We start from the raw sequence: 19,689 nt of genomic DNA, 5'->3' as shown, positions 1-19,689 counted from the left end.
CTAGCTAAATGTCAGCTCGATCCTCAATCCACCTAAGCGAGTGCTGTGATTAAACTGCAGCTCAATCTCGTATTGCTCGGCAATTTCTTTCACTATTGATAATCCTAAACCGTGACCCATCACAGACTCATCAAGCCTTGTTCCTCTTTGTGTGAGCTTATCTAGCTCATCATCAGCAACCCCTGGACCATCATCATCAATACAAAGGCAGAGACGCTCTTGTTGACGCGATAGCTGAATGCTGACTTGGCTCTGGGCCCATTTAAAGGCGTTGTCTAGCAGGTTGCCTAAGAGCTCCATGCCATCTTCCCTGTGAATAGGCAGTCTGAGAATATTAGGATCGAGTTCGAAATCACATTCAATGGACTTGTTGCGGTGAACCTTATTTAGCGTGTTGGCTAGGCTATGTAAATCCCTAGGGATCACCAATTGCGCTGCGGGGAGCATGTCGCCAGTGATCCTCGCGGCAGCCAGTTTACGCTCGACCATCTTGTGAATCGAATCAAGTTGCTGCTGCAGGGCAATGGCAGTTTCAGGATCTTTGAGGCCAAGAGCTTCAACCTGTTGCTGCATCACGGCAAGTGGCGTTTTGAGCCCATGGCTCAAATTACCTAAGTTATTGCGGCTACGTTCAATTTGCTTGGCAGTATACTCAAGTAGTTCATTATAGGTTTTCGCTAATGGTTGTACTTCGGGGGGAATATTATTGAGCTCCAGCGCGTTAATTTCCCCTTGTCTTAGCCGAGAAAGCGCGTGCTGTATGTGCTTAACTGGCTTAAAGGATTGACGTAGGATCAAGAATATCCCCGCGATCATAGCAACTAACATCGCCAGATTGACACCAAGCTTAGTGCCATAAACCTCACTAAACACGCGTCTACCGATACTCAAATCTTGCGCAACGGTTAAGGTGGCGCTGACATTGGCACTGCTGGAATTTAATCCCAGTGATAATAACTGCATATCGTTATTTTTTGGCCCTTTAGCTTGCCAGACGCGGGTTTGATTCGGTGCTAGTGGCTCGATATCTAACTGCATATCCCACAGGGAGCGTGAGCGAATCACTTCATTTGGCAGGTTAAGCTGAAAATAACGGCCTGAATATGCGGGCTTGTAGAAACTGGAAAGCTGGCTTTGATCTATGCTGATCTCCCCATCATGGATATGGGTTGCCAGCATGATATGTTCGAGATCTTCTTCTAAGCGATTGATAATAGAGTCGTGGAAGGCCTGACGTAGCATGGACTCAAACAGTATCAGTCCAATTACAGTACCTAACACGAGTAAGCCAGTTAACCATAAACTGAGCTTAGTGCGGATCGAGATCATTCAATAATGCCGTGGAAGATGTAACCTTGGCCGCGACGGGTTTCGATCGTGGTTTTACCCAGTTTCTTGCGTAGATGGGTGACATAAACCTCGACCACATTGCTCTCTTTTTCATCGTCAAACTGATAGAGCTTATCGGTTAGCTGCGTCTTAGATAGCAGCTTCTTAGGTGACATGAGGAAGATTTTTAACAGCCTGAATTCCATTGCTGTGAGTTCATATAGTTGCTCGGCCACTTTTACCGTTTGTTCTGCTTCATCTAAAACCACGCCACCATAACTCAATTGTTTACTTGAGGTGTTTAGACGACCATGTGCACGGTGGATTAAAGCTTGGATTCGGGCCAATAATTCCTGTGCGTGGAAAGGTTTACCTAAGTAATCGTCGGCGCCAGCATTAAAACCTTCTACTTTTTCATGCCATTGGCTGCGGGCAGTCAGCATGATAACTGGAGTGCTGATCCCTTGATTTCGCCAGCCTTCGAGCAGTTCGAGGCCGTTGCCATCGGGCAAACCTATGTCTAAGATTACGCAATCGTATTGGGTTTCTTTGATCAGATAATCGGCTTCAAGCGCTTTGTCTGTAATATCGGTTACATAGCCAGCGAGTTTGAGTTGTTTCTCCAGCTCGGTGACTAGCATTGGGTTATCTTCAACGAGTAACAGTTTCATGTTTTCGACATTCGCTCGGTAGTGCTATTGATTGATCGGCTTGACCATTTGTTGCATCAATACTGAGATTAACGATTTGGCCACGCTGAACTTTGATTTGCAAATCATAGCGCCATTTATGATCTTCTTGATAGAGATGAGCATCAATTAGTTCACCTTGGCAAAATTGGTTCACTACGGCGAGTGTACCGTTTAAGGACAATATTTGCCCAGAGTTAACTAACGCCTTGGCTTGATAATGTTCTAATTCAATAGGTTCGGCATGCAAGATTATTGGATGCACCAGCGTGAATAGGCTGAAAAAACAGATTAAAAACAGCCGTTTCATTTGAGCTCCCCAATAAAAAATGGCCTAGAATTTATTCTAGGCCACTTTAATAAGGCAGGCTTAAATCAAGCTGAAGACTAACTTAACGGGTACCGTATACCACGATTGTCTTACCATGAGCTTGGATCAAATTCTGTTCTTCTAACATCTTCAAGATACGACCCACAGTTTCCCGTGAACAGCCAACGATTTGGCCTATCTCTTGACGAGTGATCTTAATCTGCATGCCATCAGGGTGTGTCATAGCATCAGGTTGTTTAGCCAGATGTAATAGAGTTTGAGCAATACGGCCTGCAACGTCTAAGAATGCAAGGTTACCCACTTTCTGGCTGGTACTTTGTAGGCGATAGGCCATTTGCGCAGACAGCTTCATCAGAATTTCAGGGTTAACTTGAATTAACTGTCTGAATTTCTTATATGAAATCTCAGCGATTTCACAAGCTTGCTTAGCACGAACCCAAGCGGTACGTTCGGCTTGTTCTTCAAACAAACCTAGTTCACCGATAAAGTCACCTTGATTCAGATAAGAAAGGATCATCTCCTTACCTTCTTCATCTTTAATCAATACCGCTACAGAACCTTTTACTATGTAATAAAGGGTATCTGAGTCTTCACCAGCATGGATAAGAGTGCTCTTTGCAGGGTACTTATGAATGTGACAGTGTGATAAAAACCATTCCAAAGTTGGATCAGGTTTTGGCTTACCAATCAGAGCCATGTTGGTGTTCCTCGATTGATTAAAACGAAAGTAAGAGTATTCTAAATAAGCATTTTACGTCAATTAAACTCACAAAAACTTGATGGAAGTCTTAGTTTAGAATAAGTGAATAAATGCAATTAACCATCTAAAATTAGAGCTTATTTTGCTACTTTAGTGATTTAAGTCAACTAAATCGATATGAAACTCGCTGGATTCACTTAACTCTGTCGAGTTAATCACATCTTACCAGTCTATTTCAGCAGTTTTATTATAGATTATGAATAAAATATGCCACTAAATTACACAATAACATGTTTCACTTTTTAAATTTGACATTCCATTTGGCTTAGCTTCCCCCATTATCCTGAGGTTTGTGTGTATTTAGGCTCGACTTATGGGGTTAATTCTGGCTAACTTTGAGGGCAGTTGTTTTTAAGAGAGGTAAGCAAGTGAAATACAGATTATGGGTTTTAGGTGCAGGTTTAAGCTTAACAATAGGGCTGAGCTCTGCGGCGCACGCATTTTCTATCCCGCAGCCAGCAGCTGAACTTGCGGCCAGTAAGTTTGTGCATATTCAAGTGACGGCAGAGCAAGGTGATGCCGATGCCCAATTTTTGCTGGGATTAATGTATCTCTCCGGACGTTTTGTGTCGCAAGAAGTGCCGACTGGATTGCACTGGATTTCACTTGCCGCCGAACAACAACATGAAAAAGCGCAGCAAACCTTAGCGGATCTGTCATTTGAAGGCCAATTGATCAAGCGTGACTTGTCAGTCGCTGAGCATTGGTATAAAGCGTTGAGTGAGCAGGGCAGTCGTTGGGCTCAATTCCGTTTAGGCTTTATTTATGCGTCTGGCGGTGACGGTGTGCAGCGAAACTGCGGTAAAGCGGTCGAGCAATTTTCCCAAGTGGGTGATGATGTTGCCTTAGGTAATGTGGCGTGGATTTTAGCGACTTGCCCAGAAGCTGAGTATCGCGATGGCAATAAAGCGGTCGAGTTGTCCTTAAAATTACTCAAAGTGAATGAAAACGATCCTACAAATCTTGATAATTTAGCCGCGGCTTATGCGGAGTTAGGTGATTTTGGTGCTGCTATTTCGACGCAGCAGAAAGCGATCGAAGCGTTGAAAATGAATGCTGAAATGACTAAGACTGATGAGTTTATGCTGCGGTTACAAACCTACGAGCAAAAGCGTGCCTATCGCGAAACCTTACGTTTACTCGAATAGGTATTTCTTCATCATCGCTCTATAGTTAACTGCTATTTTTTATTCTATTATTGATTAATAGATTGATTTATAAGTTTAAAAATAAAGCCTGAGTGGATACTCGGGCCTTTTGTTTTTGATTTAAGGCTCACCGAGCGCCCAAGAATCTAGGATGTGATATTCGACACCCGTGCTTGTGCTTTTTGAATGGTATAAATGCAAATTATCGGGCGTTAACGTCAGCGTATTCATACTTTTGAGTTGCAATAAAGCTGCTTCATTAAGCATCCATTGTTTTGCTTTTCTAAATAAACTGATGTGCGGGCAAAAGTTGTGCTCATTCCGATGCAATTGCAGTCGGTCAGCAATTTCTTGCGTCTGTTTAGCGAATTGCGCTAACGGAGGCTCAATATCATCGCCTTTCAAGCAACATACTTGCGCATTGGGCCATACATCGAGCTGGTTAAGCCGAACGCTAAATCTTGGCTTCACTAAGCGGTCAACCGCATCAAGGAGGGCGATTTTTTGCTCGTTGTTAGCTTGACCCATAAAGCAGAGCGTTAAATGCAGATTGCTGACACTCACCGCTTTCGCCTCAGGATTAAGGTGGCAAATCAGTTGCTGCTGTAAATCACTCAGCCTTGTCATTTGTGCAGCGGTAGGAGCGAAGCCGAGAAATAGCCTTTGTTGCATCGGTTTATCATCCTTTTGGAGCGCTTAATATGGATTATCTCAGCGAACACTTTGACGTTAAGCGCATTTGAGCGTTAATCTAGCTGTTGAATTTATCAGCTAATTTGTGACTCAAGCAGACGTTTAATTTACTGTGAGCCTATACTTAATGCACGTCGATAATACCTTAAATGGATTTTTAGGTAAGGAAGAGACTTTTCATGTCAGTAGGTTTAGCTAATCCACTCCAACAGGCTTTGGTCAGTATTTTTAGTGAATCCCCGCTAGAAACCTTAGAGCAGAATGTTGACAGAGCGCTTGAGACTATTACTTTGCAACTGCATTGTGACGGGGTATTTGTATTAACCGGAAGCCAGTCACTGGATCGTTTACGCACGCGTAATCTGTATTTAAAACCTCAATTTGCCCAAGGCCAACAAACCCGAGTCTGGCCCTTGGCACGAATGCCATTTTTTCGCTCTCTTGTCCGTACTCCGCGTCTATTAAATCTGGCTGATGTGAATACCTTACCTGCCGATGCTCAGGCTGAGCGGGCTTTATTAAGGGATTGGGACGTCAAGAGTCTATTAGTATTGCCGCCAGTCGTGTTTGGCGAAACCCGTATTGCCTTGGGGGCCGTCAATTGCTCCGAATGCTGTGAATGGAGCGAAGAGTTTATAAGTGAGTTTAATCACGCCGCTGTGATGATTGGCTCGGCGATGGAATTGACGCGTATCGCTTTGAGCATGCTTGCCAGTGAACATAAATACTGTGAAGTATTCAACCAGTTGCCCTTAGCTTGCGCCTTGTTAGATAAGCATGATCAATTGACTATGCTGAATAAAGTCGCTCTGCAAACCCTGCCAATTCAACATGGCTATGATTTATTCGACATGGTGCGTGAGGAAGAACACGCCATGCTAACTGATACCTTACATGTGGTACGAGAAGGTGTGCTCGGTCAAGCTTGGTGTGAATTACCTTTAAAATCAATTCATCAATTAACTTGGTTGAAACTGAGTTTTAGCCAGATTAGCGGCGATAAAGATACTTTAGTCATGATTGCCGAAGATGTCAGTGAAAAGTACCGCTTAGCCGATGAGTTATCCTTCCATGCCAATTATGATGCGCTCACAGGATTGCCCAATCGGCTACATTTCGAAGCCCTATTAGAAAACCTACTACATGCCCACGATGATATGCCTATTTGCGTGGCGTTTCTCGATTTAGACCAATTCCAAGTCATTAACAATATCAGTGGCCATCAGGCTGGGGATAAGCTGCTTTGCCAAGTCGCATTACGTTTGAAACAGCTCGTACGTAAAGGCGATATTGTTGCCCGTTTAGGGGGCGATGAGTTTGGTATTCTGATGCATTACTGCAATGTGGATTCTGCGAAACAGATTGCTAAGCGGATTTGTACCCAGTTAGCAAATCATGAGTTTATTTGGGAAAGTCGTAGTCACAATGTCAGTGTCAGTATGGGGATTGCTAGGCTAGATAAAAAATCCGCCGATATTTATACCGTCATGAGTCAAGCTGACGCTGCTTGTCGATTGGCGAAGGATCAAGGCCGAAATGGCTGGCATTTATACAGTGCGAGCGATCCTAAAATGAACCGTCTCTACACCGAGATGATGGCCTCTGTTGATATCGTTGGCGCACTCGCGTTAAACCAATTCGAGCTTTATTTTCAAAGCATAGTGCCGTTAAACCGCGAGGAAACTGGCTTACATTTAGAGATCCTACTGCGTATGGTGCAGACTAACGGCACTATAGTGTCTCCTGCTATCTTCTTACCCGCCGCCGAGCGATACAACTTGGCTTCTAAGGTTGATCTTTGGGTGATCGATAATTTGCTCAAGTGGGGTGGTAGTCATTTAGATATTTGGCAGCAATTGGATCTCGTGTCGGTGAATTTATCGGCGACCTCTTTGGGCGATCATGAGTTTATGAATTGGCTAGAAATGCGCTTGATGGCCGAACCTGAGCTGGTGGATAAGCTTTGCATCGAGATCACTGAAACCGCGGCTGTGATTCAGCTCGAACAAGCCACAAAGTTACTCGAGATACTGCGTCCGCTCAATTGTAAATTAGCCCTCGATGACTTTGGTGCAGGCTTTTCTAGCTTTGCTTACCTTAAGCGCCTCAATGTGGATTTTGTAAAGGTTGATGGCCAATTTGTCGTCAATATTTGCGAAGACTCTGCGGATCAGGCGATCGTAAAATCCATCTGCCAACTTGGTCAAGATATGGGGTTTGATGTGGTTGCTGAATTTGTCGAATCCCAAGAAATAGGTTGGAAATTGCAAGCCTTAGGCGTCGACTATGCTCAAGGTTACGCCATCAATAAACCGATACGCTTAGCTGAACTACAGTCAGGGCTCAGTCAACCTTGGCTCGAAAAGCGTGAGATTTTTGCTCCCTATCCACAGCTGTAATCTTGGGCATGGCAGCCTTGAGCTGTTACTTATGTCAGCACTGACTTGATAATGTTTGCTGCGAAATGGTACTCAAAGCCGATTGTTAGTACACTGACGCCCTGTGTTGGCCGCTGATGTCTTTTTCTTGAACTCTCTACCTATTCATAGCTTATTAGCTCCGCTGCGCGCGGCTTTTTCTCGTCACGCCCAAGTGATCCTCGAGGCACCGACAGGTGCGGGTAAATCAACGGCGTTACCTTTGGCTATGTTGGATTGGCCTGAAATCAGCGGACGCATTTTAATGCTCGAACCGCGGCGTGTCGCGGCGCGTAGTGTGGCGCACTATATTGCCAGCTGTCGCCAGCAAAAGGTGGGGCAAGAAGTCGGCTATCGCGTCCGCGGTGAAGCTAAAATCAGCGCCAATACCCGTTTAGAAATTGTCACCGAAGGCATACTGACGCGAATGATCCAACAAGATCCCGAGTTAACTGGGATTGGAATGATCATCTTCGATGAAATTCATGAACGTCACCTCACCACAGATTTAGGTCTTGCCCTAGCGCTCGAAGTGCAAGCTTCACTGCGGGACGATTTAAAGATATTAGCTATGTCAGCGACTCTATCTGGTCTTGCCTTAGCTGAACTCATGCCAGAAGCGGTGACCTTGCACAGCGAAGGCCGGAGTTTTCCTGTCGACATCGAATATCGCCCTGTGCCAACTCAGCAGCATTGGATCGATCACCTCGGCCGCTGCGTGCTCGAACTGGTCTCGGCCAGCAGCAGTGCCAGTGTTGATAAAACGGCTGCCAATAATGCCGTGCTCGTGTTTTTACCCGGTAAAGGGGAGATCTTACGATTACAGCAGTTTTTGCGCGAGCGCTTAGCGGACGATGCTTTTTTGATTTGCCCTCTTTATGGTGAACTTTCGGGTGCCGAGCAAGATGGCGCGATCGCTGCAACTATAGATGGCCGGCGTAAAATTGTGCTAGCGACTAACGTGGCGGAATCGAGTTTAACTATTGAAGACATAGGGTTTGTCATCGACAGTGGTTATAAACGACAAGCGAGTTTTAACCCTAAAACCGGTGTCACCCGCTTAGGCTTGAAACGTATAAGCCAAGCTTCGGCAACTCAGCGTAGTGGTCGCGCCGGGCGTTTATCAGCGGGTGTGTGTGTTCGCCTGTGGAGCCAAGAAGAACATGGCCGCATGCTCAGGGCCGATGAACCCGAGATCAGCCAAGCGGATCTGGTGGCTATGGCCCATGATTGTGCTTACTGGGGCGCAAAATCCTTTAGCGACTTGATGTTGTTAACGCCGCCACCAAGTGTGCATGAGGCGTTGGCGTGGAAACTGTTACAAGATTTAGGTATGGTCGATACTCAAAATAAACTCACTCCCCACGGTAAAGCGGCCTACGAGCTAGGGTGTCACCCAAGGCTTGCTCATATGTTATTGGGCGCAAAAAGTTTGGGTGCAAACAATGGGGGAGTCAATAATGCTAACGAACAAGCAACGCAATTGGGCAGTTTGGCCTGCTTGTTGTCGGGGGTTTTAGAGGCGCGCGGTTTGCCTAAAAAGGGCGCCGATATCATGAATTACCTGCACTTTGCCTGTCATGGACAAGCTGGGCAACAAGCAAAACAGTGGCAGAAAAAGCTAGGATTAGCAGCGGATTTGTCTAAGATAGCGACCCATGCACACCACAGCGATGTGGGGTTATTATTAGCACTTGCGTATCCGGATCGTATCGCTAAAGCCCGCGGTGTTGAGGGCTACCAATTAGCCAATGGTACTGGCGTCGTGCTCGCAGCCGATGATGCATTGGCGCAAACGCCGTGGATGGTGGTGGCGGATTTTCAAGAAACTGAAGGCCGAAACGCTGGGCGGATTTACTTAGCGAGTCAGCTTCAGCCAAGCTTGTTCGACGGCGAGCTAAAAGGTTTGCTGGACATTCATGAGATCTGTGGCTGGGATGAAGCTAAAGGTCGAGTGATTGCGCAGCGCCAATACAAGGTCGGACAAATTTTAGTGAAAACTGAGACGATTGCTAAGCCTGAACGTAAGCAAATTGTCGCGGCCTTACTGGGCTATATTCGCCAGCAAGGATTACAAATCCTTAATTGGAACGCTAACTTAGAACAGTTTCAACACAGGCTCAAACTGGCAACTGAGTTCGACGCGGGCAGTGACTGGCCCAAGGTTGATGATGAAGCATTATTAGCGAGCCTAGAAACTTGGCTGGCGCCTTACCTCGAAAATGTGAATAATCTGCCGCAATTAGTTAAGCTTGATTGCTTTGGTTTTGTGGCAAACTGTTTGAGCTGGCAGCAGAAACAGCGACTTGACGAGTTATTGCCAACTTCCTGGCCGTTAGTCACCGGTACCTCTGCGCCAATAGTATACGACGAGTCTGGACGTGTGCTGCTGCGTGTACGTCTGCAAGAAACCTTTGGCATGGCGCAGAGTCCTATGTTGGCGCAGGGCAAGCTAAAGGTGACGATGGAATTACTCTCTCCGGCCCAGCGCCCATTGGCTTTGACGGCGGATTTAGCCAGTTTTTGGCAGGGACCTTATGTGGAAGTTAAGAAGGAAATGCGCGGTCGATATCCAAAACATCTGTGGCCAGACGATCCTGTGAATACACTGCCGACAAAATTTACCAAGAAGAAAACCTTGGGTTTAGCTCAGCCCTAGCACCACGCCGCTGGTTTTATAACATTTTGTTATGAAACACTTTGATTCGCACCACGTTAGCTTTGTGCCTATGGCTGATGTCTTTAAATGCATGAATGATGAAGTAGATATGACAACTAAGACGACAAAAAAATCACCCGCTTCCCGTCGGGCTAATCATGGCCGCGGTTTATTTCGACGAATTTGGTCTATCAGTTGGAAATTAGGCTTGGCTGGATTAGCTGTAGTGACTTTTTACAGTATTTATCTTGATCAAATTATTGCGCAAAAATTTGAAGGTCAAAAATGGCATTTGCCCGCGCAGGTGTTTAGCCGCTCTATGGCGCTGTACCCCGGTGCGGCAGTCAGCCATCCGCAAATGATGGCTGAGCTTAAGTTGCTCGGCTATCGCAAAGTCGCTAACCCACGCCAAGTGGGAGAGTTTTCGGCATCGAGCACTCGTATTGAATTGTGGCGTCGACCGTTTTTGCATCCAGAAGGCGATCAAGTCGAACAAAGAGTCATGATCAGCTTCGACAGCAATGGCATCAGTTCAGTCACTCGAGTCTCAGACAAGCGTCAACTCGCCATATTCCACCTTGAGCCAGTATTGCTCGACCGCATTATTACTGGCGACGGTGAAGACAGGCTGTTTGTGCCGACCGAAGAAATGCCAAAGTCGATCGTGCAGGCGTTACTGCTGGTGGAAGATCGTAGTTTTTATGAACACCATGGTGTGAATCCATTCGCGATTGCGCGCGCGGCTTTTGTGAACATCAGCGCCGGTCGCACTGTGCAAGGTGGCTCGACGTTAACTCAGCAGTTAGCGAAAAACTTTTTCCTTTCGAGTGAGCGTTCCTTGCTGCGTAAGGTGCGCGAAGCCTTGATGGCGGTCATTATTGATTTTCGTTACAGCAAAGACGAAATCCTCGAAGCGTATCTTAACGAAGTGTATATGGGGCAGGATAAATCCCGCGCCGTCCATGGTATGGGGTTGGCCTCACGTTTCTATTTCGGCCGTCCTATCAGTGAGTTGACTATTTCCCAGCAGGCATTCTTAGTGGCTGCGATTAAGGGACCGTCTTACTACAATCCATGGAAATATCCGGATCGTATTCAAGAACGCCGTGATCTAGTATTGCGTTTACTCATGGATGCGGGGGATTTAACCACGGCTGAGTACAAGGTGGCGGTAGAGTCCCCCTTAGGGATCCGTAATCTCAATAAACCAGCACATCAAAAATTACCTTCTTTCTTCGCCTTGGTAAAACAGGAAGTGAACGAGCGTTATGGCGATGCGTTATTAAAGCAATCTGGGGTGAAAATCTATACCACGCTTGATCCTATGGCCCAAGAAGCCGCCGAAATTGCGGTGACTCAAACCCTCAAAAGCTTAGATAAGAGTAATAAATCATTGCAGATTGGTATGGTCGTGACCGACAAATACACGGGCGGTATTGCGGCTATGGTCGGCGATAAAACCCCAGGATTTGATGGCTTTAACCGCGCGGTTGAAATTCGTCGTCCTATTGGCTCGTTAATTAAGCCTTTTGTGTATGCTACGGCTCTGGCACCTAATAGCCAATTTACCTTAGCGACACCTCTTAAAGATCAACCTATTACCTTAAAAAGCGAGCAAGGTAAGACATGGTCACCACAAAACTTTGATAAGAAGTTCAGTGGTCAGGTGCCTTTGTTAACGGCATTGAAAAAGTCGATGAACGTACCGACGGTAAACCTTGGGATTGCTGTGGGTGTGGATGCGGTCGCAACAACATTGGCTAAATCGGGTTGGCAGGAACCGTTAAACGAGTATCCCTCCATGTTACTCGGCGCCGTCAATGGCTCGCCATTAATGGTAGCGCAAGTGTACCAAACCTTAGCTGATAGCGGTGTTTACCGTAAGTTAACCACAGTGACCGCTGTGCTAGATTCTGATAAGAACCCATTGCCAGTGACGCGATTGCCTAAAGAGCAAGCTATAGCACCTGAGACAGATTTCTTAATTCAATTTGCTATGCAGCAAGTGGTGAATACGGGAACGGCGACGCGTTTAGGTAATGCCTTCCCTGGCGTTGGACTTGCGGGTAAGACTGGCACCAGTAACGACAGCCGTGACTCTTGGTTTGCGGGCTTTGATGAGCGTAACGTCGCCGCCATTTGGGTTGGTCGTGACGATAACGGCAAAACCAGTTTGTATGGTAGTAGTGGCGCCATGGCCGTGTATCTTGCCTTCTTAAAGGAACGTCCACCTATTAGTCTGCGCTCAATCCCTGTGAACGGCGTAGTGAAGGGCTTTTTTGACCGAGATACAGGTGTGGCTAAGGAATCCACTTGCAGCAATGTCGATGCGCTTCCGGCATTAGCTGCGACCTATCGTCCTGTGAATAACTGCGGCGACCCTTTGCAGTGGTGGCAGAAAATTTTCTAGGTTAATAGGGTCGATAATGGGCCAATAACGCACTTATACGTTGGATATAAAACCTTTTAGTCAGTAGAACCTGTGCCGATGGAAGTGGTGTGATCGAGGGCAAACTCGGGGCACCAATCTTCCCTTTGCACGGGACGTTAATCCAAAGTGAGAAATGACATGTTTAAAACCGCTGCCGCTGTGCATATTTTAGTTAAACACAAAGAACAGGCTGAGGATATTGTTAAGCAGCTGAATAATGGTGCTAATTTTGCTGTGCTCGCTAAGCGTTTTTCCTCTTGCCCTTCGGCCAAAAAAGGTGGCGATTTAGGCGAGTTCAAAAAAGGCCAAATGGTGCCACAGTTCGATAAGGTTGCATTTTCAGGTGAATTACTGGTGCCACATATAGTGAAAACTAAGTTTGGCTGGCATGTGGTTAAAGTGTTGTATCGCACTTAATACCCCAGTAATAAGCGCATCTTCACCGAACGTTATTTTCGACTAATCAAATAGATTGGAAGATTAGGGAGCGATCAGCATGAAATTTAGTTTTAACACCGAAGATGCGAGTCAAGTTTGCGTAGGGGCTTTTGCCCTTGCGGTCCCCGTTGCATTTTCTGAGGAAGCGTGGCATCTCGGTGAGACTTTACCTTTATTGAATATCGGTATGCTTTTTAGTTTATCGCTGCTCTTTCTTGGGGTATTCACCTATCACAGCGTGTTCCAACAGAATATTGCTTCCCGCGTTCCTGTGTTTATTTTTCGTATCGTGGTGGCGTATTTGCTCACTGCCCTCGTGGTTTTCCTCGTGCTGCTTTGCCTCGATAAAGTGCCATTTTTTGAGGATCCACTAACCTCTATAAAACGGATCATAGTGATCACTATGCCAGCCTCTATGGGCGCTATTGTTGTGGATAGTTTTGATAAGGAATGACACTGTTTCGCTAAATCTCATGACTTTTGTCACTGGTTGATTGCGTTTGTCTTGCGCATACTTATTTCCATGTTCTGACTTTGACATTGATTAAGCGTCATAAGCAGATCTAAATTTTGAGCTTGATAACGATAACGCCAATAGATAAAGGAAATGACTATGAACACTGGTGCCCTCGCTTTACTTATCCCAATATTTGCAATTGTTGGTGGATATGTGGTCGCTATAATGAAAATCCGCAACAAACAAGGTGTGTCGACGCGTGAGCAAGTGGCCGAAAACCAAGCTTTTCAGACCGAGTTAGCCATCCTTCGTCAGCGTATCGAAGTGCTAGAGCAGTTAGCCACTGACGATGGTTTTCAGTTAAAGCGTGAATTTAAAAAGGTCTAACGATTTATTCCTTGGCTTATCAGTGGCTAGGCAATACTTACGTTTTAGATGTTATTTGTTCTGACAAGGTATTGCTCGCCAAACGATAAATGATGTTGAGTTATTTTAAACGAGTCACGAGTGATGAAAATGGCCTTATTTCGCTAACATTTCTGCGGCATTATCGGCTGTTATATGTCGCGTTATCACGCCATAAAGGCTCTATCTTGCATAAAATTCCGCCTAATATCTGCAGAATAAACCTGAAACGTCAACAGATCCTGATACCCCTGTCATTTGTTTGGCTTTACAAATGTGGGCAGGGTGTTACTTTGTACGCCTTACGTGGGTCAAGTCATCGGGTGAGTTAAATACCTAATTTAAGGTAAACTCGTGATAATTTTGTTATCCATCCCTGTATTGAGTTATTACAAATAGAGTTTATATGTTTCTAGCGCCTTATTTTTCTAAGCAAAATCAAGCTATTTCCGTTTCAGCACAACAAGCCAGTGACTTCGCGAAGAAAATTGCGCAGGACTTTAATCCTATCCACGATGTGGGGGCAAAACGTTTTTGCGTACCGGGAGATTTACTGTTTTCCCTAGTATTGACTCAATATGGTTTGAGCCAGAGCATGAAGTTTAGCTTTGCGGGTATGGTGGGTGATAGCGTCGAACTGCAATTCCCTGAACAAGTGAGCGAGAGTTTTTCGATTCGCGATAGTCGTGAAAAAACCTATCTTAATGTCAGCCGTCATGGCGATGTGAGTTGTTGCGATGCGCAGACCGAATCCTTTATTCGTCAATATGTTGCTTTCTCTGGGCATAATTTTATCGATATTCTGATCCCTTTGATGAAACAACATCAAGTGATGATCAACCCAGAACGGCCTTTAGTGATTTATGAAAGTATGTCGTTTGACTTAACCACCCTCGATTTTGTGCAAGTGACCTTATCACTCGTTGGCCAAGATTTAAAAATCGACGGTAAACGTGGCGATGTGACATTGCATTTTGAATTACACAGCGGCGACACTTTAGTTGGCACAGGTATCAAAACCTTAGTGATGAGTGGATTACGTGCTTACGATGAGGTTCTTGTACAGCAAATGCGCGCCACCTATGAAGGTCGTAAAACTGATTATTGATTGACGTAAAAGTAATAGGTTGGCGTTTTGTCTTTTAGATAAAGCGCCATGCAATCCTTGATAGCGCGATTAAATGCTAGCAATTAATTGTTATTGACTGATAGCTGCGACACGATTGCTGAGACGTTTTCCGCGCCGCTACGTATTTCTCCCATCACCAATGTTACCTCCGCTAACTGTTGTTTTCCTTCCAGTGCAATACCTTCAACTTCGTTCATCATGCTAGTTGCACTTGTGGTGAGTTGTGTATTTTTAGTGACGACGGTGGCAATCTCACTGGTTGATTTACTGGTTCTGGAAGCAAGCTGCCTTACTTCATCGGCGACAACGGCAAAACCTCGGCCTTGTTCCCCCGCTCGTGCGGCCTCAATTGCGGCATTTAATGCCAGTAAATTAGTTTGATCGGCAATCGAGCTAATGGTCGCGACTATCGCTTGAATACTTTGAGATTGTTCATTGAGTTGAGTTATCGCCAAGGTCGCTTTATGGGTTTGCTCGGCAATAGCATTAGAGGTATTTACAGTCGCATTGAGTAAATGTACGCCTTGTTCTGCTTGCTCGACGGTACGTTGTGACGTGGTCAGTGCAATATTGGCGGCTTCACGTACAGCGTGGCTTTGCTCGATCCGCTTGCTGATATCGCTCGCAAATTTAATCACTTTAACCACTTTACCTTGCTCATCCATAATAGGATTGTATGCCGCTTCTAACCAAATCGAATCGCCATAAGCATTTTTACGTTCAAAGAGACCGCTGCTATATCGACCTTGCTTTAGATCGTCCCAAAAGTGTGGATTTTGTCGATAAAACTCATCAAAACAGAAAATACGATGGTGTTTACCAATAATCTGCTCTTTGCTAAATCCCATTGTCTTTAAGAAGTTAGTATTGGCTTTCAAAATCGTGCCATCTGTAGTGAATTCAATAATGGCTTGCGAGCGATTCAAGGCATTAAAAATGGCCGCTTGGTCGTCAAGTTGGTGCTTATCTTGGGTGATATCAGCGGCTGTTTTCATTATTTTAACGACTTTACCTGCCTGTTTTATGGGGAAGTAAGTGGCTCTAAGCCAGATCTCTTGGCCATTTTTATTCACTCGTGCAAAATTGCCTTCCTGTGGATGACCTGCTTTTAGATTGCTCCAAAATTGCTGGTAGGTAGCAGAATTACCATAAGCCGCTGAGCAAAATAGTTTGTGATGTTGGCCTACGACTTCATTAAGTGAATAACCTACCGTTTTTAAAAACAACGTATTAGCATCGAGAATTATCCCATCAGGCGTAAATTCTACTGTGGCAATACTGTGTTTAATCGAGTCGATGATCGACTCCGCCTCTTGGCGTTTACCTTCGCTCACTTCTAGGCTTTTACGTAATGAAGAGTTGAACACTGAGATACTCCTGATGAGTCTAACTGACTCAAAAACTGCAGTTCTTTATTGAAAGCTCGATATTTCGAGCTAGATATACTGATAAATATAGCTGTGATTTTAATATGTGGTTTATTTCTATGAAACGCGTGATCGGGATCTATATACCTAAATTGAGTAAAAAAGATCACTATTCCTCGGTTTATTCGCGAATAGGCATAGCTAGAAAGCATTAATGATGCGATTAGGCTTAATCAGATTGAATTAAGGCCATAGAAAAGCTGCCAAAGGGCAGCTTCTTAAGTGTCATCTATGCTCGGCGGTTAGCTTAGTTTTTCAATCTTAGCTGGCAGCCCTTGTCTGGCCGAAGCGCCACTTGCCCAATCCACCAGCGGGTAGCAGCCGTGGCGACTCGGATCAAACAGATTCAAGTCGTTCATATTGATGCCGACTCGGATCAGCGGATTGGCGGCGATTTTAAGGTTGTCGATCACTACGTCCCGCGCGCCGAGTTCCTTATGGCCATAACCGTGTTCGATAGCGATGCAGTCAGGGTGCACTCCGGCAACACATTCCACTAAGGCAATAACGCTGCCGTTGGGCGTGCTGATCTTGACCGTGTCACCTGTGCTGATCCCAAGGCGAGTGGCGGTTTTCTCGTTCAGTCGCACCGGATTATTAGGGTGTACTTGGCGTAAACGATCCGAGCCAATACTCATAGAACTCATGGTATGGGATTTGTAGCTGCTGATCAGCAATGGCCACTGTGACTTATCAAACGCCTTATCGAGCGGGGTACCATCGGCCAAGGCGGGTTGATATAAGCGCGGACAACCACTCATAAATTCCCCTGTGAGACTGTTACGGCGACTGCCCACTTCGGGATTCCACAGCATCATAGGTTTTGGCCAAACCTTGGTTGGATTCCCCACTTCATCCCGTGCACCGCTCATATTCTCAAAGCGGCCGCCGCGGGCAAATAAGTAGCTGACTTTTTTGACTTCATCTGGCTTGAGTCTGGCGTTGAGCTCACTTTGAATACGACTCACACCGCTAAGATACATGTCCTCAGCGTTAATATCGGCAACGGCTTTACCCAAATAGGCCACGTTGGCGGCGCCGTAAAGTGAGTAATCCGCTGCGCGCGTTAACGGATGTAAGCTGCCATCGGCGGCCTTAACGGCATTTTCGCCAAAGCCAGGTAGTTGCAGTTTCATCGCCACTTGGCTCAAGAAAGACTCCATGCACACCACATCACCACTGGCCATCTTTGTGACCCTTGGTTCGACAATCGGCCAGCGACCTGTCGTTTCCTTTGTCAGAGTCCCATGCCAAGAAGGGCTCCAACCCCATGACTCGTAAGTTAATGTGTCGGGCACGATATAATCCGATAGCGCCGAGGTTTCGTTAATAAAGCTGTCGATACTGATAAACAGTGGCAGCACTTTGGGATCTTTCAGTTGTTCACCAATGGCTTCACCTAGGCCCGCTTGACCATAAATCGGATTGCCCATGTGGTTAATCCATGCTTTGAGTCGATAGGGATAACCGTGCACCGCCGCCGTTAAATGTTCGCCAAGCAAGGGCGATGAAATCGGAAACCAAGGCTCCTTTGCAGGATAAGGCGATTCGCCCGCTTCGACTTTACGGCGATACTCTGAGGTTTTCTCGTAGGGGAATTTAGATCGCGATAGGAATACGCCCTTAGGCTCGACCATGCCGTCAAACTCCTGCAGATTATACCTTGGGCCTTTACCAAAGGCGGGAAAGGAACCGCCGGAAGCTAATGCGCCACCTTTTAAATTGATGTTACCTATCATGGCGTTGAGCATCATGATTGCCCACGCGCTATAAAAACCATTGGCGCTCATTGTGCCGCCGTGGGAGATCACCGCGGCCTTAGTGCCATGGCTGGTAAATTTATCCGCGAGGGCGATAATTTGCGCCTCGCTGATATCGCACTCCTTGGCATAGTGTGCCATCTCGAAGCTCTGCGCCGCTTCACTTAACAGTTGGAAGCTAGATTTAACCGCAATCGCCCCCTTAGGTGTGTCGACGCTTTGGTCAACGTCGAGCTTAGCTTTCTGACTTTGGCTAGCCAAAACTATCTTGCCACTCGCGGCATCGACAACCAACTGCGAGTCTTGCTCGCCGTAGGCTTTACCGTCGAAAGGTAAGCCAAGATCGCTGGCAAAGAGATATTGACCATATCTTGGATGGGTAGGTTCGCTGACGATCAAGAATCCTGCGTTACTAAAACCACGGTAACCTGATGCTTTTGCGGCATCGACATTGGGCGCACTCAAAAAATCGGCGGCGTAGCGCTGGTTATCGATAATCCAGCGCAACATGCCCATGGCGAGGGCCGAGTCGGTGGCGGGGCGGATCGGCAGCCAAGTATTGTTACCAGCGCAAGGTTGATTCGAGGTATTGGGTAGCATGGGTGACACCACCACATAACTGAAATTGCTGTTATTCACCCGCGCGTTAGCCAATTGTCTTGCTTGGCGTTTAAAGGGATTGCCCGATTGCTGCGGTGAAGTGCCGATAAAGAGTAAAAATTCACTATGGTCCCAATCGGGTTTTAAGTGGGCGTATTTTTTCAAATCATCCAATAAAGCGCCCGCTCCAGCACGGTAGGTAAATCCACAGTAAGCGCCGTGGTTGGCAAAGTTGCGCGTGCCAAAGCTGCTGAAGGTGAAGCGTTTGATAATGGCATCGCGGCCTTCATCGGAGGCGTTTGAGACCAGTAACTGGTTGGCCTTAGGGCCGTATTCTGGATTATTGGTATCGAGTGGCGTGGCGATATCTCGAATCGCTCTTAAGCCTTCGACTTGGCCCTCACCAAATAAATCACCGCCTTCGACGACTTCATTTAGCAATTGCTCAAAGCTAATGCTCTGCCATTGGCCGCTGCCGCGCTTACCCACGCGTTTAAGGCATTGGGTGACGCGATGTGGGCTATCTAATTGTTCTAGCATGGCATTACCGCGGGCGCAGGCGGTGGAACGTCCTTGTAGACCCTGTTCTTGAAAGGCGCTAAGCCCAACAAAGGCGGTTTTGATCGGTGTATCGAAATCGATATGTTCCCGCGATGACAACGGATGATAAGGATTGCCACTGATACGGATGATTTTATCGGTTTTTTGATCGATACGAGCGCGCACGCCGCATTTGGTCCAGCAACCTAAGCACATAGTATTGGCGATGCGTTGATCGTCATTGCTGATTAACTGACCTGACTGTAAATCGACTTTGTATTCAGGTGCTAAGGAATTGCCGTGCAGCGGATCTTGGGTCGGTTTTCCTGAAGTACCATTGACGACACCTTTACCTATTTGCGCTAATGTATGGCTATAACCCGCAGCAAATAATCCCACACCACCCGTTACAGCGGCCCCTTTGATAAAACGACGTTTACTCTTATCCATGATGGACTCCTTAATTCTGTAAACTA

15 protein-coding genes are annotated in these 19,689 nt (G+C 46.2%); 8 read left to right on the top strand and 7 right to left on the bottom strand.

Translation table 11 applies throughout. The annotated features are described in order from the left end of the window. From L5M38_RS02450 to crp, 4 genes are all read right to left on the bottom strand, one after another. Complete coding sequence (locus L5M38_RS02450) at positions 1 to 1,329, bottom strand: ATP-binding protein (protein ID WP_263178220.1); 1,329 nt, start codon at positions 1,327 to 1,329, stop codon at positions 1 to 3. Continuing rightward, positions 1,326 to 2,000: a response regulator transcription factor gene (locus L5M38_RS02445; protein ID WP_131523983.1), complete on the bottom strand. Its 675-nt coding sequence runs from the start codon at positions 1,998 to 2,000 to the stop codon at positions 1,326 to 1,328. The genes L5M38_RS02450 and L5M38_RS02445 overlap by 4 nt, the downstream gene beginning before the upstream one ends. Further along, complete coding sequence (locus tag L5M38_RS02440) at positions 1,981 to 2,328, bottom strand: PepSY domain-containing protein (protein ID WP_105250261.1); 348 nt, start codon at positions 2,326 to 2,328, stop codon at positions 1,981 to 1,983. Before L5M38_RS02440 ends, L5M38_RS02445 begins: the two co-directional genes overlap by 20 nt. A gap of 82 nt (positions 2,329 to 2,410) precedes the next feature. Continuing rightward, positions 2,411 to 3,046, bottom strand: coding sequence for a cAMP-activated global transcriptional regulator CRP (crp, locus tag L5M38_RS02435; protein ID WP_006080082.1), 636 nt, complete (start codon positions 3,044 to 3,046; stop codon positions 2,411 to 2,413). Positions 3,047 to 3,477: 431 nt separating this feature from the next. Between crp and L5M38_RS02430 the strand changes: the two genes are divergently transcribed. Beyond that, entirely contained in the window at positions 3,478 to 4,257 is a 780-nt protein-coding gene (locus tag L5M38_RS02430) for a tetratricopeptide repeat protein (RefSeq protein WP_105250260.1), read from the top strand. Positions 4,258 to 4,377: 120 nt separating this feature from the next. On the opposite strand, the gene thpR is transcribed toward L5M38_RS02430, so the two are convergent. Beyond that, a complete protein-coding gene (thpR, locus tag L5M38_RS02425; protein ID WP_263178219.1) occupies positions 4,378 to 4,929 on the bottom strand; it encodes an RNA 2',3'-cyclic phosphodiesterase in 552 nt (183 codons plus the stop codon). 200 nt (positions 4,930 to 5,129) lie between these two features. Here thpR and L5M38_RS02420 point away from each other — a divergent pair, with 200 nt between their 5' ends. The 7 genes from L5M38_RS02420 to L5M38_RS02390 all read left to right on the top strand — a co-directional run bounded on the left by L5M38_RS02420 (position 5,130) and on the right by L5M38_RS02390 (position 14,865). After that, on the top strand, positions 5,130 to 7,349 hold the full coding sequence (locus tag L5M38_RS02420; protein WP_263178218.1) for a putative bifunctional diguanylate cyclase/phosphodiesterase: 2,220 nt from the start codon (positions 5,130 to 5,132) through the stop codon (positions 7,347 to 7,349). Positions 7,350 to 7,452: 103 nt separating this feature from the next. Beyond that, positions 7,453 to 10,026: an ATP-dependent helicase HrpB gene (hrpB, locus tag L5M38_RS02415; RefSeq protein ID WP_263178217.1), complete on the top strand. Its 2,574-nt coding sequence runs from the start codon at positions 7,453 to 7,455 to the stop codon at positions 10,024 to 10,026. A 91-nt stretch (positions 10,027 to 10,117) separates the two neighbouring features. Then, entirely contained in the window at positions 10,118 to 12,436 is a 2,319-nt protein-coding gene (gene mrcB, locus L5M38_RS02410; RefSeq protein ID WP_198572030.1) for a penicillin-binding protein 1B, read from the top strand. A gap of 159 nt (positions 12,437 to 12,595) precedes the next feature. Further along, entirely contained in the window at positions 12,596 to 12,874 is a 279-nt protein-coding gene (locus L5M38_RS02405; protein WP_006084190.1) for a peptidylprolyl isomerase, read from the top strand. Positions 12,875 to 12,953: 79 nt separating this feature from the next. Further along, positions 12,954 to 13,349, top strand: a complete 396-nt coding sequence (locus L5M38_RS02400; RefSeq protein WP_105250257.1) for a DUF2391 family protein — start codon at positions 12,954 to 12,956, stop codon at positions 13,347 to 13,349. Between the two features lie 159 nt (positions 13,350 to 13,508). Further along, positions 13,509 to 13,739, top strand: coding sequence for a hypothetical protein (locus tag L5M38_RS02395; RefSeq protein WP_105250256.1), 231 nt, complete (start codon positions 13,509 to 13,511; stop codon positions 13,737 to 13,739). Positions 13,740 to 14,163: 424 nt separating this feature from the next. Then, the gene (locus tag L5M38_RS02390) at positions 14,164 to 14,865 is read left to right on the top strand and encodes a DUF3581 domain-containing protein (protein WP_263178216.1); all 702 of its coding nucleotides are present in this window, start codon (positions 14,164 to 14,166) and stop codon (positions 14,863 to 14,865) included. Between the two features lie 83 nt (positions 14,866 to 14,948). On the opposite strand, the gene L5M38_RS24470 is transcribed toward L5M38_RS02390, so the two are convergent. Together L5M38_RS24470 and L5M38_RS02375 are read right to left on the bottom strand one after the other, a co-directional pair. Then, a complete protein-coding gene (locus L5M38_RS24470) occupies positions 14,949 to 16,253 on the bottom strand; it encodes a PAS domain-containing methyl-accepting chemotaxis protein (protein WP_317630239.1) in 1,305 nt (434 codons plus the stop codon). Positions 16,254 to 16,555: 302 nt separating this feature from the next. Continuing rightward, positions 16,556 to 19,663 carry a tetrathionate reductase subunit A gene (locus L5M38_RS02375; protein WP_263178215.1) on the bottom strand — a complete coding sequence of 1,036 codons (3,108 nt, stop codon included), beginning with the start codon at positions 19,661 to 19,663 and terminating at the stop codon, positions 16,556 to 16,558. Positions 19,664 to 19,689 lie beyond the last annotated feature (26 nt).

This window comes from Shewanella sp. SM101 (assembly GCF_025654465.1).
Taxonomy (GTDB): domain Bacteria; phylum Pseudomonadota; class Gammaproteobacteria; order Enterobacterales; family Shewanellaceae; genus Shewanella; species Shewanella oncorhynchi.
The sequence above is the reverse complement of the archived record's forward strand: the minus strand, read 5'-3'. Positions and strand labels throughout refer to the sequence as shown.